At 64.1% G+C, this 14,180-nt stretch carries 20 protein-coding genes; 8 read left to right on the plus strand and 12 right to left on the minus strand.

Going from position 1 to position 14,180, the window contains the following annotated elements:
* The first annotated feature begins 4 nt into the window (after positions 1 to 4).
* Positions 5 to 385 carry an HIT domain-containing protein gene (locus tag BMI90_RS01340; protein WP_078525194.1) on the plus strand — a complete coding sequence of 127 codons (381 nt, stop codon included), beginning with the start codon at positions 5 to 7 and terminating at the stop codon, positions 383 to 385.
* A 40-nt stretch (positions 386 to 425) separates the two neighbouring features.
* Here the strand turns inward: BMI90_RS01340 and BMI90_RS01345 are convergent, their stop codons facing one another.
* Together BMI90_RS01345 and nth are read right to left on the minus strand one after the other, a co-directional pair.
* Complete coding sequence (locus BMI90_RS01345) at positions 426 to 1,412, minus strand: adenosine kinase (protein ID WP_078525196.1); 987 nt, start codon at positions 1,410 to 1,412, stop codon at positions 426 to 428.
* Positions 1,409 to 2,053, minus strand: coding sequence for an endonuclease III (nth, locus tag BMI90_RS01350; RefSeq protein WP_078525198.1), 645 nt, complete (start codon positions 2,051 to 2,053; stop codon positions 1,409 to 1,411). Before nth ends, BMI90_RS01345 begins: the two co-directional genes overlap by 4 nt.
* Before the next feature lie 154 nt (positions 2,054 to 2,207).
* On the opposite strand from nth, the gene BMI90_RS01355 reads away from it, so the two are divergent.
* The 4 genes from BMI90_RS01355 to BMI90_RS01370 all read left to right on the plus strand — a co-directional run bounded on the left by BMI90_RS01355 (position 2,208) and on the right by BMI90_RS01370 (position 5,745).
* Positions 2,208 to 3,143: a Hint domain-containing protein gene (locus tag BMI90_RS01355; protein ID WP_168172704.1), complete on the plus strand. Its 936-nt coding sequence runs from the start codon at positions 2,208 to 2,210 to the stop codon at positions 3,141 to 3,143.
* A gap of 68 nt (positions 3,144 to 3,211) precedes the next feature.
* Positions 3,212 to 4,111, plus strand: coding sequence for a methylated-DNA--[protein]-cysteine S-methyltransferase (locus BMI90_RS01360; RefSeq protein WP_078525202.1), 900 nt, complete (start codon positions 3,212 to 3,214; stop codon positions 4,109 to 4,111).
* A 110-nt stretch (positions 4,112 to 4,221) separates the two neighbouring features.
* On the plus strand, positions 4,222 to 4,881 hold the full coding sequence (locus tag BMI90_RS01365; RefSeq protein WP_078525204.1) for an OmpA family protein: 660 nt from the start codon (positions 4,222 to 4,224) through the stop codon (positions 4,879 to 4,881).
* 96 nt (positions 4,882 to 4,977) lie between these two features.
* Positions 4,978 to 5,745, plus strand: a complete 768-nt coding sequence (locus BMI90_RS01370) for an FCD domain-containing protein (protein WP_078525206.1) — start codon at positions 4,978 to 4,980, stop codon at positions 5,743 to 5,745.
* 141 nt (positions 5,746 to 5,886) lie between these two features.
* Here the strand turns inward: BMI90_RS01370 and BMI90_RS01375 are convergent, their stop codons facing one another.
* The 5 genes from BMI90_RS01375 to BMI90_RS01395 all read right to left on the minus strand — a co-directional run bounded on the left by BMI90_RS01375 (position 5,887) and on the right by BMI90_RS01395 (position 8,534).
* On the minus strand, positions 5,887 to 6,447 hold the full coding sequence (locus BMI90_RS01375) for a F0F1 ATP synthase subunit B (RefSeq protein WP_078527140.1): 561 nt from the start codon (positions 6,445 to 6,447) through the stop codon (positions 5,887 to 5,889).
* A 4-nt stretch (positions 6,448 to 6,451) separates the two neighbouring features.
* The gene (locus BMI90_RS01380; protein ID WP_078525208.1) at positions 6,452 to 7,024 is read right to left on the minus strand and encodes a F0F1 ATP synthase subunit B'; all 573 of its coding nucleotides are present in this window, start codon (positions 7,022 to 7,024) and stop codon (positions 6,452 to 6,454) included.
* Positions 7,025 to 7,114: 90 nt separating this feature from the next.
* A complete protein-coding gene (locus BMI90_RS01385; RefSeq protein WP_038066250.1) occupies positions 7,115 to 7,351 on the minus strand; it encodes a F0F1 ATP synthase subunit C in 237 nt (78 codons plus the stop codon).
* Between the two features lie 63 nt (positions 7,352 to 7,414).
* Positions 7,415 to 8,170 carry a F0F1 ATP synthase subunit A gene (locus BMI90_RS01390; protein ID WP_245794999.1) on the minus strand — a complete coding sequence of 252 codons (756 nt, stop codon included), beginning with the start codon at positions 8,168 to 8,170 and terminating at the stop codon, positions 7,415 to 7,417.
* Between the two features lie 7 nt (positions 8,171 to 8,177).
* Complete coding sequence (locus tag BMI90_RS01395; RefSeq protein WP_078525210.1) at positions 8,178 to 8,534, minus strand: AtpZ/AtpI family protein; 357 nt, start codon at positions 8,532 to 8,534, stop codon at positions 8,178 to 8,180.
* A 215-nt stretch (positions 8,535 to 8,749) separates the two neighbouring features.
* Between BMI90_RS01395 and BMI90_RS01400 the strand changes: the two genes are divergently transcribed.
* A complete protein-coding gene (locus BMI90_RS01400; protein WP_078525212.1) occupies positions 8,750 to 9,145 on the plus strand; it encodes a metalloregulator ArsR/SmtB family transcription factor in 396 nt (131 codons plus the stop codon).
* On the opposite strand, the gene BMI90_RS01405 is transcribed toward BMI90_RS01400, so the two are convergent.
* Together BMI90_RS01405 and BMI90_RS01410 are read right to left on the minus strand one after the other, a co-directional pair.
* Positions 9,142 to 9,894, minus strand: a complete 753-nt coding sequence (locus BMI90_RS01405; RefSeq protein WP_078525214.1) for an SDR family oxidoreductase — start codon at positions 9,892 to 9,894, stop codon at positions 9,142 to 9,144. The genes BMI90_RS01400 and BMI90_RS01405 overlap by 4 nt on opposite strands.
* A 118-nt stretch (positions 9,895 to 10,012) precedes the next feature.
* Complete coding sequence (locus tag BMI90_RS01410; protein WP_078525216.1) at positions 10,013 to 10,771, minus strand: cell cycle transcriptional regulator TrcR; 759 nt, start codon at positions 10,769 to 10,771, stop codon at positions 10,013 to 10,015.
* 132 nt (positions 10,772 to 10,903) lie between these two features.
* Here BMI90_RS01410 and BMI90_RS01415 point away from each other — a divergent pair, with 132 nt between their 5' ends.
* Complete coding sequence (locus BMI90_RS01415) at positions 10,904 to 11,554, plus strand: ribonuclease T2 (RefSeq protein ID WP_078525218.1); 651 nt, start codon at positions 10,904 to 10,906, stop codon at positions 11,552 to 11,554.
* A gap of 3 nt (positions 11,555 to 11,557) precedes the next feature.
* Here the strand turns inward: BMI90_RS01415 and BMI90_RS01420 are convergent, their stop codons facing one another.
* The 3 genes from BMI90_RS01420 to BMI90_RS01430 are packed head-to-tail and all read right to left on the minus strand — an operon-like array spanning position 11,558 to position 13,749.
* The gene (locus tag BMI90_RS01420) at positions 11,558 to 12,019 is read right to left on the minus strand and encodes an STAS/SEC14 domain-containing protein (protein ID WP_168172705.1); all 462 of its coding nucleotides are present in this window, start codon (positions 12,017 to 12,019) and stop codon (positions 11,558 to 11,560) included.
* Between the two features lie 60 nt (positions 12,020 to 12,079).
* On the minus strand, positions 12,080 to 13,081 hold the full coding sequence (locus tag BMI90_RS01425) for an NAD(P)H-quinone oxidoreductase (RefSeq protein ID WP_246831472.1): 1,002 nt from the start codon (positions 13,079 to 13,081) through the stop codon (positions 12,080 to 12,082).
* Positions 13,081 to 13,749: a COQ9 family protein gene (locus BMI90_RS01430; protein ID WP_078525221.1), complete on the minus strand. Its 669-nt coding sequence runs from the start codon at positions 13,747 to 13,749 to the stop codon at positions 13,081 to 13,083. The genes BMI90_RS01425 and BMI90_RS01430 overlap by 1 nt, the downstream gene beginning before the upstream one ends.
* Positions 13,750 to 13,853: 104 nt before the next feature.
* Between BMI90_RS01430 and rpsU the strand changes: the two genes are divergently transcribed.
* Positions 13,854 to 14,060 (plus strand): 30S ribosomal protein S21, encoded by a 207-nt coding sequence (gene rpsU / locus BMI90_RS01435; protein WP_011748553.1) that lies wholly within the window; start codon positions 13,854 to 13,856, stop codon positions 14,058 to 14,060.
* Positions 14,061 to 14,180 lie beyond the last annotated feature (120 nt).

A 14,180-nucleotide genomic window follows, 5' to 3' on the forward strand; every position in this document is an offset into this window, starting at 1 on the left:
CGCCATGCCCTATCAATATGACGACCAGAACATCTTCGCGAAAATTCTGCGCGGCGAGATCCCGAACAACACCGTTCTCGAGACCGAGCACACGCTGGCCTTCCGCGACATCGCGCCGAAAGCGCCCGATCATGTGCTGGTGATCCCGAAAGGGCCCTACGTGACCCTCGATCATTTCTGCGCCGAGGCGAGCGATGCCGAGATCGTCGATTTTCACCGCGCCGTGGCCGAGATCTGCAAGATGATCGGCGCAGGGCCGGGACATGGCGGCGAGGGCTTCCGCGCGATCACCAATGCGGGCGAGAATGGCGTGCAGGAAGTGCCGCATTACCACCTGCATATCCTTGCAGGGCGTCCGCTCGGCCCGATGCTGCTGATGCGCTAAGGCTCGCGGCGCGCCCTATTGCGGGCGCGCCTGGCCGGGCTCAGATGAGCCCCTGATTGGCGAAAAGCGCCTTCACATCCACCTCGGGACGCGCGCCATAGTGGCCGATCACTTCGGCCGCCGCGATACAGCCCATCTTGCCCGCCGTCGCGAGGCTCTGCCCCGTCGCATAGCCATAGAGGAATCCGGCCGCGAACTGATCGCCAGCGCCGGTGGCATCCACCGGCACCACGCGCTTGACCGGGACGCTCACCCGCTCGTCGCCCCGGATCAGCACCACGTCATCGCCCGAGCGCGTGCAGACCACCATCTCGCACTCTGCCGCCGCCTGTTTCAGCGCCGCTTCCAGATCGGTCTGGTAGAGCGATTCCCACTCGTGCTGATTGCCGATCACGTAATCCATCTGGTCACGCACCAGACGGCGGAAATCGGCGCGGTGACGATCGACACAGAACGGGTCCGACAGCGCGATCCCCACCTTGCCACCGCCCCGGTGACAGCCCTGCGCCGCCTTCAGGAACGCGGCCTTTCCATGATCCTTGTCGAAGAGGTAGCCTTCGAGGAACAGAATCTGTGTGTTCTCGACCACCTCGAGACTGACATCCTCGGTCGAGACCTCAGCCGAAATGCCAAGGTAGGTGTTCATCGACCGCTCGCCATCGGGCGTCACGAAGATCATCGAGCGCGAGGTCGGCAATTCGCCATCCTTCACTGGCCGGTTCGGAAAATCCGTGCCCTCGCCATGCAAAGCCGCCTCGTAGAACCGGCCCAGCGTGTCGTCGCGCACGCGCCCGATAAACGCGGTCGTCAGCCCCAGATTGCCCAGACCCGCGATCGTGTTGCCGACCGAGCCGCCCGGCGCCTGCGTGCGTTCCTTCATCGCGCCGTAGAGCGTCTCGCCGCGTTCACGCTCGATCAGCTGCATGATCCCTTTCTCGATCCCCATATGCTCGAGAAAGCTGTCATCGCATTGCGCGATCACGTCCACGACGGCATTGCCGATGCCGACGACCTGATACTGTTTCAAAGGGTTTTCTCCTCAAACTGGCACAGGTCCGCGATCGGACAGGCCTTGCATTTGGGTTTGCGCGCCACGCAGATATAACGGCCGTGCAGGATCAGCCAGTGATGGGCGTGGCGCTGGTATTCGACGGGTACGTTGTCCTCGATGGCGCGCTCGACCGCATCGACATCCTTGCCCGGGCAGATGCCGGTGCGATTGCCGACGCGGAAGATATGCGTATCGACCGCCTGTGCCGGGTGCCCGAACCACATGTTCAGCACGACATTGGCGGTCTTGCGCCCCACGCCCGGAAGCGATTGCAGCGCCGCGCGAGACGATGGCACCTCACCGTTATACTGATCGACGAGGATCTGGCTGAGCTTGATGACGTTCTTCGCCTTCTGCCGGAACAGCCCGATCGTCTTGATATGCTCGGTCACGCCCTCGAGGCCCAGCTTCAGCATCTTCTCGGGCGTATCCGCGATCGCGAAAAGCTTGCGCGTGGCCTTGTTCACCCCAGCATCGGTCGCCTGCGCGCTCAGCGCCACGGCCACCACCAGCGTGTAGGCGTTGACATGTTCGAGCTCCCCCTTGGGATGGGGCTCGGAGGCTTCGAACCGCGCGAAGACCTCTTTCATCGTGGCATAATCGAACTGCTTGACCATGAGCTCTTTTGCCCCCCGCACGCCCGGAGGGCAAGAGCGGCCCGCGGTCACGGTGGAATTGGCGAAAATTGAAAGCAATTGGTCGCGGTCCGATTAACCGCCTCTTTGCCCTGCCCGCGCCAAAGTGGCGGCGATGAGAGAAGGGATGGGCGCGATGGAATTCGGTTACCCGCCGGGCAGCCTGCAACATGACTGGGTCCGCAACTGCTGGCGACTGGCGCCGGATTTCGACCATGGCACGGATCTGTGGCGCATCGTCTCCGGACCTCCCGGCAGCACGCAGGTCCGGCTGATCGACCCGGCTGGCCGCGAAATCGCGCAAGGTACGCTTGAGGCGGATCTGCCGGTGATCCTTGACGGGCCCGAACACGCGATCCGCCTCGACCGGATCGAAATCGGGGGGGAGCTGATGCTCTTCATCCCTTCGGAATGGCTTGCACCCGGCCATGGCTATCCCGTCGCGCAGCCCGACTGGTCCTCTGGTCGCGAGGCAAGTCCGCAAGAAATTGCGATGATCCCCACGCTTGGCGCAGGCACCATGGTCGCGACCGAGGCCGGCCCCCAACCGATCGACTGGCTGCGCTCCGGCGACAGGGTGCTGACCCGCGATCACGGCTATCAGCCGCTGCTCTGGCTGGGCCAGCATGTCTTGCCCGTGGGCGCGCCAGAAACCTGCCGCCCCCGCCGTATCGCGACGGGCGCTTTCGGCACGGCCCAACCCGATCAGGATCTGCTGCTGGGCCCCGCGACCGGGCTCTTGCTGGCCAGCGCCCAGCTCGATCTGTGGTTCGGCGCGCCGGAAATGCTCGCCCCCGCCCGCACGCTGACGCCTGCGGCCCCGGCCGATCGCCATGTGCTCTACTCGCTCCTCTTCGACGCGCCCGAGATCATCTCGGCGGGCGGGCTCTGGCTCGGCGCGGTCCATGCCGATCGCGCCTATGCCTCGCTCTTGCCTCCCGAAATCCGCTCGGCGCTTGGCCCGCAACTCGGCGCGTTGCACCGCCAGGCCGCGCGAAGCTGGCTCGCTCCGTGGGAAGTCGAGGCCATCTTGCACCTCAATGACGACAAGCGCACGGGTCTCGTAGCCTAGATGCGCAGCTTTCGGGTCGCGCGAGGGCGTTCTCCGCCCTAGGATCGGGGCAACAGAAAGGCCCGACCATGACCGCACAGGACGACATCTCCGCGCGCTATCACTATCAGGTCATCGCCCGCGCTTTGGCCGAGATCGACGCCGCACAGGCCGCAGGCGAGACGCTCGCGCTCGACGCGCTGGCAGAGCGGCTCTCGATGAGCCCCGCGCATTTCCAGCGGCTCTTCTCGGCCTGGGTCGGAGTCTCACCGAAACGCTACCAGCAATATCTCACGCTCGATTTCATCCGCGAGCTGCTCACCCGTCGCCTGCCGCTCGAAGAGGTTGCCGACCGCGCGGGTCTTTCGGGCACGGGGCGGTTGCACGATCTCGTGCTGCGTTGGGAGGCGATGACGCCGGGCGCCTTCGCGCGCGGTGGCGACGGGGTAACGATCCGCTGGGGCCGCTTCGACAGCCCGTTCGGCCCCACCATAGCGATGGGCACCGAGCAAGGGCTTTGTGGTCTGGCCTTCACCGCCGAAATGGGCGAGCGCGCGGCCTTCGAAGATCTCGCGCGGCGCTGGCCCGAGGCCCGTCTCACCGAAGACCCCGAGCCGCTGCGCCCCTGGGTCGATGCCGCCTTCGCCCGACGCGGCGAGGCGCGGCTGACGCTGATCGGGGCGCCGTTTCAGATCAAGGTCTGGGAGGCGCTGCTCGCCATTCCAACCGGCCACGTCACCACCTATTCCGACATCGCCGAGGCGATCGGCAACCCGAAGGCCGTGCGCGCGGTCGGAACCGCGATTGGCCGAAATCCGATCTCCTTCCTGATCCCCTGCCACCGCGCCTTGCGCAAATCCGGCGGGCTCGGAGGCTACCACTGGGGCCTTGGCGTCAAGCGCGCGATCCTCGGCTGGGAGGCCGCGCGCGCCGATGCGGATCAGCAACCGTTGCCGGAAACCGGTCGCGAAACACTGCCCAAAACGTGATGGGCGGAATTTCGCGCGATCTGAAATCGCCATGGAACAAGCTTGAATTTTAAGCGTATGCTTTGCGCAAGCCTCTGAGGGAGGCGATGAGACAAGGCAGAGACAGAGCAATGACCACCCTTCTCAAGACCAAGACGATCCTGTTTGGGGCCGCCGCCGCGATCGCGCTGAGCGCCTGCGTCCCGGCCAACGAATCCGATCCCAACGCAAACCGCAATGCAGGCGCCATCACCGGCGCGCTGATCGGCGGCGCCATCGGCGCGACCCGCAAGGGCGACGAGAAGCTGACCAAGGCGGCCGCGGGCGCCATCGTCGGCGGCCTTGTCGGCGGCGCCATCGGCAGCCAGCTCGACAGACAGGCGGCCGAACTGCGCCGCGACCTTACGACCAACGGCGTGAGCGTGGTGCGCTCGGGTGACCAACTGATCGTGACGATGCCGCAAGACGTGCTCTTCGCCACCGACAGCGCCGCCGTGCGCCCCGATCTCCAGCGCGATCTCTACACGCTGGCGGGCAGCCTCAACCGCTACCCGGACACCACCGTCGAGGTCATCGGACATACCGACAACACGGGCGACGCCGCCTATAACATGCGGCTCTCGCGCCAGCGCGCACAATCGGTGGCAAGCATCCTCGTCAATGCGGGCGTGCCGAGCTATCGCGTCGTGCCGATCGGACGTGGTGAGGACCAGCCGATTGCGAGCAACCTGACCGCCGAGGGGCGTCAGGCGAACCGCCGGGTGGAATTCATCATCCGCCCCACGCGATAAAGCCATCGCAGATGCTCGAAAGGCCGGGGAAACCCGGCCTTTTTTATTGCCTACCCCCCCTGTCCGGTCATACATCTTGACCACATGGAGGGGGAAATGCCGTTTCAGAAGATTGAATCCGAAAAGCTCGCCAGCGCGGTCGTGCGCCAGATCGAGGAATTGATCCTGCAAGGGATCCTGCGCCCGGGCGAGCGCCTTCCCTCGGAGCGCGAGCTTTCCGACCGTCTCGGCGTGTCTCGCCCCAGCCTGCGCGAGGCCGTCTCCGAGTTGCAGGAGGCGGGACTTCTGACGACGCGCGCCGGCGCGGGGATCTTCGTTGCGGACGTGCTCGACTCCGCATTCTCCCCTGCCCTGATCCGGCTCTTCGCGAGCAACGATCAGGCACTGTTCGATTACATCTCGTTTCGCCGGGACATGGAGGGGCTCGCGGCTGAACGTGCTGCTCAATGCGGCTCCGCCACCGATCTACAGGTGATCCAGACACTTTTCGAGCAAATGGAAGCCGCCCACAGCAAGCGCAACCCAGCAGAAGAAGCGCAGCTCGACGCGCAGTTTCACATGGCAATCATCGAGGCGAGCCACAACGTCATCATGATCCACATGATGCGTGCGATGTTCGATCTCCTGGCCGAGGGCGTCTTCTACAACCGCTCGATCATGTTCCGGAACCGTGCGACACGCGGCAAGCTGCTCGACCAGCACCGCGCGATGAACGAAGCGATCCAGCGCCGCGATCCGGCGGCCGCACGCAAGGCGGTGGCCGCCCATATGAACTTCGTCGAGGAAGAAATGTCGGCGATGCGCCGGGCCGAGCGCAACGAAGCGACGGCAAAACTGCGTCTTCAGCACAAGGTCATGAAGTAGGACCGTCGCGTCGCGCCAAACCCTCTGCCCCCGCGACGCGCCCGCCCATCTCGTCGGACACCCACATCCCTGCGGGAGCGCCCAAGCAAAAACCCCGGCCACATGGACCGGGGTTTTCGTAACTTACCCGTTCGGGAAAGATCAGTTGAGACGCTGCTCGACTTCGCCCAGCGAGGCGTCGATCATCGCGGCCCGATCCTTCGCGGTCAGCTGCTTGGCGAGCACCTCGCCAGCGGCGGCCACGGCGACCGAAACGGCGCGATCCTTGACCTCTTTGAGCGCGTGGGCTTCAGCCGAGGCGATCTGCTCGTCAGCGGCTTTCAGGCGACGCTGGATCGAGACCTTCAGATCTTCCTTGGCTTTCTCTGCCGCAGCTTCCGCATCGCGCTTGGCGGCGGCGACGATCTCGTCGGCCGTGCCCTGCACTTCACGTGCCTTGCGCTCGTAAGTCGCCAGGATCGCCTGTGCCTCGTCGCGCAGCTTGCGGGCTTCGTCGAGATCGCCACGGATATTGTCCGCGCGCTTGTCGAGCATCTTGCCCAACATGCCCGGAACCTTCGCCCAAAGGATGATCCCCACGAAGAGGATGAAGGCGATGGTCACGATGAAGTTCGTGTTCCACAGCGAAAAGAACGGACCCGATGCCGCGAAAGCGGGCTGGGCAACGGCGAGCGGGAGGAGGAGAAGCGAAAGTTTCTTCATCATCTTACCCTTTCAGCCGCGTATCGACAGCCGCGTTGATGGAGTTGGCATCCGCCTTGCCACCGAGCGCCGCGACGATCTCGCCAGCGGTATCCTTTGCGACCTGATCGACCGCAGCCATCGCACCGTCGCGGATCTCCGCGATACGCGCTTCCGATTCCGCGGAACGGGCCGCGATCTCGGCATCGGCCTTGGCGATAGCGGCGTCGAGGTCCTTCTGGATCTCGGCCCGGGTCTCGCCGGCGATCTTCTGAGCCTGAGCGCGGGCATCGGCCAGCGCCTTCTCGTAAGCGGCTTCGGCCTCTTCGGCCTTGCGCTTGAAATCCTCGGCTGCGGCGATGTCGCCCGCGATCGTGCCCTGACGATCGGCGAGGACCGCCTCGATCCGGGGCAGCGCGATGCGCGACAGCAGCCAGTAGATCGCGACCAGAGCGACCAGAAGCCAGAAGATCTGGTTCGGGAAGCTCGAGAAGTCGAGCTGAGGCATGCCGCCCGCGTCAGCGGAATGTGCAGCACCTGCAGCGCCATGGGCCGCGTCAGCGGCTGCGTGCGCCATATCTTGCGTTTCGCTTGCCATGTCGTCCCTCGACCCTGATCACAAATCCCCTTGCGGGTCACGGATGGGCTCCGAATGAGCCCACCCGCCCTCAAGGAAAAGCGTGTTGGATCAGACGGCGAACATCAGCAGCAGCGCGACGAGGAACGAGAAGATCCCGAGCGCTTCCGCGAAAGCGATGCCGATGAAGAGGGTCGCGGTCTGGCCAGCGGCCGCCGACGGGTTGCGCAGAGCGCCCGACAGGAAGTTGCCGGCAACGTTGCCCACACCGATAGCCGAGCCACCCATGCCCATGCAGGCCAGGCCAGCGCCGATGTAAGCACCCATTTGAACGATATCGCCTTCCATTGTCGTACTCCTTGAGGTTGGAAGTGGCAGAAACTTTGTGAAGCGGTTCGATCCGTTACCCGATCAGTGTGCCGGGTGCAGTGCGTCACGCAGGTAGACGCAGGTCAGGATCGTGAAGACATAGGCCTGAATGAAGGCCACGAGAACTTCGAGCCCGTACATCGCGGTGATCGCGAGGATCGACAGCGGGGTAACGGCGATGCCGACGCCCGAGAACAGGATCAGCGGCGCGAAGGCGGCGAACACTTTCATAACCGCGTGGCCAGCCATCATGTTGCCCGCAAGACGAATGGAGTGGCTGACGGGGCGCACGAAGTAGGAAATCAGTTCGATGATCGCGAGGATCGGACGCAGCGCGAGCGGTGCCGAAGAGACCCAGAACAGGCTCAGGAAGCCCGCGCCGTTCTTGACGAAGCCGACGACCGTCACGGTCACGAAGACCATGATCGCGAGGACCGCAGTCACAGCGATATGCGAGGTCGTGGTGAAAGCGCGCGGCAGCAGGCCGAGGAAGTTCGAGAACACGATGAACAGGAAGAGCGTGAAGATATAGGGGAAGAACTTCAGCGCGTCCTTGCCGGCCACGTCCTCGACCATCTTGTGAATGAAGCCGTAAGCGAGTTCGGCGATCGACTGGGCGCGGCTCGGGACCACGGCGCGGCCGCGGGTGCCGATCACCAGCATGAAGAAGATCGCGGCCACGGCGACAGCCATCCACAGCGTCGCGTTCGTGGGCGTGTACCAGTGGACAGGGCCCTCCCCGAAGAGAGGCTTAACGATAAACTGGTCCATCGGGTGGAAAACCAGCTCATTGCGCATTTCCTGTTCAAGATTTGCCACGTTCGTCTTCCTCTTCATCGGCCATCTCGGCCGCACGCTCTTCGTTCATTTCCTTGGCAGAGCGAAGCATCACCTTCACCCCCGCCGCGAGCCCGAGAAGCGTGAACAGCACCATCATCCAAGGCATCGTGCCAATCAGCACATCAAGCCCGTATCCGATGCCGAAGCCGATCCCCAGCCCCGAAACCATTTCGATCACCATACGCCAGGCCATATTCGCCTGGGACAGATGATGATCGGCACGTTGCGGAGGCGGCTCCTGCGCCTTTCTCACTGCCGCAAGCTTCTTCTCCAGCGCGGCGAGGCGCTCGGGATCGGGCTCGTCGGAGCGGTGATCAGGCATGGTTTGGCCCCCACTCAGGTCTCAGCCGTGATAGCCGCGCCCCCCTTGCGAGTCAATTCCGTATGGATCACCTTTTTCATCATGCAAGCCATTGAAAATGAAAGGTTTTTAAAAACACCGCGATTCCTGCCCCGCGCAAAGCTCACGCAAATGCGAGCAATCGCATATTCAACCGATCGGTTGACGTTTTTTCACGAAAGCCCCATCACTTGGCCATGTTGCCGCCCGCTCCGCCTTCTCTCGATGCGATCTTCGCCGCCCTCGCCGACCCGACCCGGCGGGCGATCCTGACGATGTTGCTCGAGGACGACATGGCGGTGACGGATGTGGCCGAGCCCTTCGAGATGTCGCTTGCCGCCGTGTCGAAGCACCTTGCGATCCTGACCAATGCCGGCCTGATCTCTCAGGAAAAGCGTGGCCGGGTGAAGTGGTGCAAGCTCGAGCCGATCTCGATGGCTGCGGCGACGACATGGATTCAGGGCTTCGGCCAGTTCGAGCCTCTCGATTTCGACGCCTTCGAGAAGTTCCTCGAAACCGAGCTATCCGAGATCGACTTGCCCGAGGTTAGCGAGGCTGACAACTCCGGGGCCGACGCCCGCGAGGCCGATTAGATCGAACCCGCCTCGACCATGAAATTGCTCGCCGTGCACATCGCCGCGTCGTCCGAGGCGAGGAAAAGCACCATCCGCGCGACATATTCGGGCTGGATCAGGTCCGGCAGGCATTGCTTGCGCCGATGATCCTCCAGCGCCTCGGGCGTGGCCCAGAGCGTCTTCTGCCGATCCGTCATGATCCATCCCGGCACGACCGTATTCACCCGGATCCGATGCCCGCCCAGCTCGCGCGCCATCGTCCGCGTCAACCCGTGCACGGCGGCCTTGGCCGTCGCATAGGCCGGAAAGCCCGCGCCCGCCTCCCACCAGGAATTCGACCCCATATTGATGATCGAGCCCGCCCCTTTCGCGATCATGTCCGGCGCGACGGTTTGGATTGCGAAGAACATGTGGCGCAGGTTTGTATTCTGGCGCTCGTCCCAATAGTCGACATCAATCTCGCGCCAGTCGTGGCGGTCGTCGCGCGCGGCGTTGTTCACCAGCACATCGGCCGGGCCGATCTTGGCACGTAAATCCGCCAAAGCCGCCTTCATCGCCGCGATATCGCGCAGATCGCAGAGCTCGAACGCCACCCCGTCGAGACGCCCCGCCAGCGCCGCGCTCGCCTCGGCATCGCGATCGAGAAACCCGACCCGCGCGCCTTGCGCGGCAAAGCTCTCGACGATCAGCGCCCCGATCCCCGAGGCGCCCCCGGTAACGATGATGCTCTTGCCCTTCAGGCTCGGATAGATCGCGAAATCCGGCATGTGCTCCTCCACTCTTTCCCGCGCGAGCATCGCGCCACGCCCCGGCCCTGTCCAGAGCGCGCCAACGAAAAAGGCCGCACCCGAAGGCGCGGCCCTGATCACGGTTTGCCGGGGCGACTTACTTGTCGTCGTCCTCGTCATCCTCGTCGCTGTCGGGCAGGTTGAAGAAGCTGTCCGCGTCCGAGTAGTCCTGCTTCTCTTCTTCCTCGTTGTCTTCGCGAAGATCCGAGGAGGTGAAGTTCTCCAGACCCGCGATGGCCGAAGGCAGGCGCGGCTCGTCCGGCATGCCAAGCGACTGCTCGGTCGAGACCAGTTTGCGACGCTCGTCATCGCTCATCACGCCATCGGCGGCAGCCTTCTTCGCGGCCTTCTGCACTTCCATGTCCAGTTCCGACTGACGGCACAGACCCAGCGCAACCGGATCGATCGGGGTCATGTTCTGGATATTCCAGTGGGTGCGCTCGCGGATCGACTGGATCGTGGGCTTGGTGGTGCCTACGAGACGGGCGATCTGCGCATCGGCCAGCTCGGGGTGGAACTTCACCAGCCACAGGATCGCGTTCGGACGGTCCTGACGCTTCGAGAGCGGCGTATAGCGCGGGCCACGGCGCTTGTCTTCACCCAGCGCCGCCTTGTTGAACTTCAGCTTGAGCTTGTGCAGCGGATCCTTCTCGGCCTTGTCGATCTCCGACTGGTCGAGCTGGTTCGAAGCGATCGGGTCGAAGCCCTTGACGCCGGCGGCCACGTCACCATCGGCGATGCCCTGCACTTCCAGCTCGTGCATGCCGCAGAAATCCGCGATCTGCTTGAAGCTGAGCGTCGTATTGTCCACCAGCCACACGGCGGTGGCCTTTGCCATCAGGGGCTTGTTCGTCATTGCAGCCATCCTTTACATATCTCTCCCGGGCCGAGAAATCGGCTGCGGCGCGGGAATTCCCTGCCGCGGTCCATTTCTGGAAGGGGAATTGCAGCCTCATATAGTCAATTGCGCGTCGGGAGAAAAGAGAAAATGCACAAACAGGGCCTCCTCGCAGCAGCGCTTCTGGCTGCCTCCGCCGCGCTCTCGCCCGCGTTGGCCGAAGGCGAGCGCGCGGGCGATTTCGACTATTATGTCCTGTCACTCAGCTGGTCGCCCACGTGGTGCGCGCTCGAAGGCGACGCGCGCAACTCGCCGCAATGTGACCCCAGGCATGACTATTCCTTCGTGCTGCACGGGCTCTGGCCGCAATACGAGACCGGCTGGCCCAGCTTCTGCCGCACGCCGCATCGCGACCCGTCGCGCCAACAGACGGCGGCGATGGAGGATCTGACCGGCGCGCCAGGTCTGGCATGGTATGAATGGAAGAAGCACGGGCGCTGCTCGGGGCTGTCGGCGGCGGATTACTTCGCGCTCGAACGCCGCGCCTATGAGAGCATCAAGATCCCCGACGTGCTCGCCCATCTCGAACGAGACGTGAAGCTGCCCGCCAAGGTGGTCGAACAGGCCTTTCTCGAGACCAATCCCGGGTTGGACGCCGACGAGATCACCATCACCTGCAAGGCGGGCCGCATTCAGGAAGCCCGCATCTGCCTGACGAAGGATCTCGAGCCGCGCACCTGCGGAGCCGACACGATCCGCGATTGCCGGATGCGCGACGCGCTGATGGAAAAGGTGCGCTGAGGCTCAGGCACCCGGCGGGATCTTGTCTTCCAGCGTCAAGAGCTTCCGCGTCGCCGCCGTGTCGTGCGAATGGTCTTCCTCCGCTCGGCCGGCTTCGCGCATCCACGCCTTCGCGTCCTCGAGCTCCGCCAGATGGAAGACCCGCAGCGGCGCAGGCACGAGCGGCATGAAGAGCTTCGTCCCGTGCCGGATCCAGTCGGTATCCGTCACCACCGCCAAGGCACCGAAATCGCCCAGATGCGAGAACCCGAGCTTGGTGTCATCCCAGGCCGCCCCCATCGTGAAGCCCTCGAACCGATCGCCCAGAACATAGAGCAGCTTGACCCGGCCCTCGGCCGCGATCTTCGCCTCGACCGCCGGGATCAGCTGCGTCTCATAGGCCGCGGCGTCGATTACACCCACGGCCTCGAAAGCCAGAACATCGGTGGGATAGCCGGTGAAAAATTCGAACGTCCCCTTGCTCATGGTCGTCTCCTTTTCGGTCATGTCCCTGAAATATGGGGATCACGCGGGCCCGCGAAAAGCTCAGCCGCCCTTCACCTCCATCACGATCTTGCCAATATGCTGGCTGCTCTCCATCCGCGCATGGGCCGCCGCGGCTTCGGCCAGCGGGAAGGTGCTGTCGTGAATGACCCGCAGCTTGCCCGCGCTCACCATCGGCCAGACCTGCCCAAGCAGCTGCCGCGCGATCTCGGCCTTCGCCGCATCCGATTGCGGGCGCAGCGTCGAGCCGGTGATCGTCAGCCGCCGCAGCATCACCTGCGCGAAGTTGATCTCGGCCTTGGGGCTTTCGAGAAACGCGATGAAGACCATCCGCGCGTCATCGGCCATCGCCTTGATATTGCGCGCGATATAAGACCCGCCGACCATGTCGAGCACAAGGTTCGCGCCCCCCTCGGCACGCAGCACATCGACGAAATCGCCCGTCTTGTAGTTGATCGCGGTCGCGCCCAACTCCTCGCAGGCCGCGCATTTCTCCGGGCTGCCAGCGGTGGTGAAGACCCGCGCCCCCAGAGCCTTAGCGATCTGGATCGCGGTGGTGCCGATGCCGCTCGATCCGCCATGCACGAGGAACCGCTCCCCCGCCTTCAGCCCGCCGCGCATCACCACATTCGACCAGACCGTGAAGCAGGTCTCGGGCAGGCAGGCCGCCGATTTCAGGTCCACCCCGACCGGAACGGGCAAGGCATGCTCCGCCGGGCAGGTCGCGAACTCGGCGTAACCGCCGCCGGGCAGCAACGCACAAACCTGATCGCCCACAGACCAGCCCGTCACCCCCGGCCCGAGCGCCGCAACGCGTCCCGAACATTCCAGCCCCGGCAGGTCAGACGCACCTAGCGGCGCCTTGTAGGCGCCTGCGCGTTGCAGCGCATCGGGGCGGTTCACCCCGGCATAGGCCACTTCGATCAGGATCTCGCCATGCCCCGGAACGGGCACAGCACGGCGTGCCTCAGTCAGAACCTCAGGCCCGCCGGGTTCGGAAATCTCGATACAGCGCATTTCGGTCGGCATCTCGAAGGCGTCCATCAATGCGCCTCCCGGCCCGGCATATCGCCCATGCCCTTCGGCGCGCGGATACCGCTCAGAATCTTTGGCAAGAGCGGCAATTTCATCGCCGCCCCTTTCACCTTCTCGAACTGCATCACGCCTTCGATACGCCGGTCGAGGAAGGCCCAGGTGTCGGCATGTCCCTCGCTCTCGTCGCCCATCCAGTAGAGCACGGTTGCGGAATAGACCCCCGAGAGCGTCATCCGTTTCGTGTACCAGTTATAGTCGCGGCTCTGATCGCCCAGCACGTTCCAGATCCTGTCGCAGGTCTCCCAGATCAGCTTCGACCCGGTCGCGGCATTTTGCGGCAGCGCGAAGATGGCCGCGCCCCGGCGCACCAGTTCCGCATCGGACGCCTCCAGCCGAAACCGAACCGCGGCAGCGATTCGGTCACGGAACTTGAGCCCCGACAGATCCGTCTCTTCCAGCCGCTTGAGCATCGCCGCATCGCCCTCGCGGTGATAGGCCACCGCCAGATCGACCGCCCCGCGCGGACAGATTACCCGGGCCAGCCCCGGATCGAGGCCCAGATCGGCCACAGCTTCCTTGAATGCAGGCTCCGACCAGCCGTCGAAGGGCACATGCGGCTTGATCGCCGCCAAAAGCTCGGATCGGGCGCGGTCCATGTCGAGATGGTCATTTTTCATCGCGTTTCCTCCGGTTTGGGCGGTAGACAAACCGCCCTTTGGCCTCTATATGGAGCGCTCCTGCAAGCAACTGCAACTCTAACTTAGGAAGGTGGTGACACCACATGCAGGTCAGCGTTCGCGACAACAACGTCGAACAGGCGCTCCGTGCTCTGAAGAAAAAGCTTCAGCGCGAGGGTGTGTTCCGCGAAATGAAGCTCAAGCAGCATTTCGAGAAACCCTCGGTCAAAAAAGCGCGCGAGAAAGCCGAAGCCGTCCGCCGTGCCCGTAAACTGGCACGCAAGAAGGCTCAGCGCGAAGGCGCGCTCTAAGCGCACCGCTCCGCGTCTGCAAAGGCGCCTGAAAATGCTGGCGGGCTTGCCCGCACCGATGACCCCCGAGGCCTGGCCGCGGGGGTTTTTGGTTTCTCGGGGTCCGGCACGCCACGGGCC

This window comes from Thioclava sp. L04-15, assembly GCF_002020275.1.
Taxonomy (GTDB): Bacteria; Pseudomonadota; Alphaproteobacteria; order Rhodobacterales; family Rhodobacteraceae; genus Thioclava; species Thioclava marina.

Bases quoted from the DNA above. Each gene is read 5' to 3' on its own strand.
- BMI90_RS01340 (WP_078525194.1), top strand. From the start codon at position 5: ATGCCCTATCAATATGACGACCAGAACATCTTCGCGAAAATTCTGCGC.
- nth (WP_078525198.1), bottom strand. From the start codon at position 2,053: ATGGTCAAGCAGTTCGATTATGCCACGATGAAAGAGGTCTTCGCGCGG.
- BMI90_RS01355 (WP_168172704.1), top strand. From the start codon at position 2,208: ATGGAATTCGGTTACCCGCCGGGCAGCCTGCAACATGACTGGGTCCGC.
- BMI90_RS01360 (WP_078525202.1), top strand. From the start codon at position 3,212: ATGACCGCACAGGACGACATCTCCGCGCGCTATCACTATCAGGTCATC.
- BMI90_RS01365 (WP_078525204.1), top strand. From the start codon at position 4,222: ATGACCACCCTTCTCAAGACCAAGACGATCCTGTTTGGGGCCGCCGCC.
- BMI90_RS01370 (WP_078525206.1), top strand. From the start codon at position 4,978: ATGCCGTTTCAGAAGATTGAATCCGAAAAGCTCGCCAGCGCGGTCGTG.
- BMI90_RS01375 (WP_078527140.1), bottom strand. From the start codon at position 6,447: ATGAAGAAACTTTCGCTTCTCCTCCTCCCGCTCGCCGTTGCCCAGCCC.
- BMI90_RS01380 (WP_078525208.1), bottom strand. From the start codon at position 7,024: ATGGCAAGCGAAACGCAAGATATGGCGCACGCAGCCGCTGACGCGGCC.
- BMI90_RS01385 (WP_038066250.1), bottom strand. From the start codon at position 7,351: ATGGAAGGCGATATCGTTCAAATGGGTGCTTACATCGGCGCTGGCCTG.
- BMI90_RS01390 (WP_245794999.1), bottom strand. From the start codon at position 8,170: ATGCGCAATGAGCTGGTTTTCCACCCGATGGACCAGTTTATCGTTAAG.
- BMI90_RS01395 (WP_078525210.1), bottom strand. From the start codon at position 8,534: ATGCCTGATCACCGCTCCGACGAGCCCGATCCCGAGCGCCTCGCCGCG.
- BMI90_RS01400 (WP_078525212.1), top strand. From the start codon at position 8,750: ATGTTGCCGCCCGCTCCGCCTTCTCTCGATGCGATCTTCGCCGCCCTC.
- BMI90_RS01405 (WP_078525214.1), bottom strand. From the start codon at position 9,894: ATGCCGGATTTCGCGATCTATCCGAGCCTGAAGGGCAAGAGCATCATC.
- BMI90_RS01410 (WP_078525216.1), bottom strand. From the start codon at position 10,771: ATGACGAACAAGCCCCTGATGGCAAAGGCCACCGCCGTGTGGCTGGTG.
- BMI90_RS01415 (WP_078525218.1), top strand. From the start codon at position 10,904: ATGCACAAACAGGGCCTCCTCGCAGCAGCGCTTCTGGCTGCCTCCGCC.
- BMI90_RS01420 (WP_168172705.1), bottom strand. From the start codon at position 12,019: ATGAGCAAGGGGACGTTCGAATTTTTCACCGGCTATCCCACCGATGTT.
- BMI90_RS01425 (WP_246831472.1), bottom strand. From the start codon at position 13,081: ATGGACGCCTTCGAGATGCCGACCGAAATGCGCTGTATCGAGATTTCC.
- BMI90_RS01430 (WP_078525221.1), bottom strand. From the start codon at position 13,749: ATGAAAAATGACCATCTCGACATGGACCGCGCCCGATCCGAGCTTTTG.
- rpsU (WP_011748553.1), top strand. From the start codon at position 13,854: ATGCAGGTCAGCGTTCGCGACAACAACGTCGAACAGGCGCTCCGTGCT.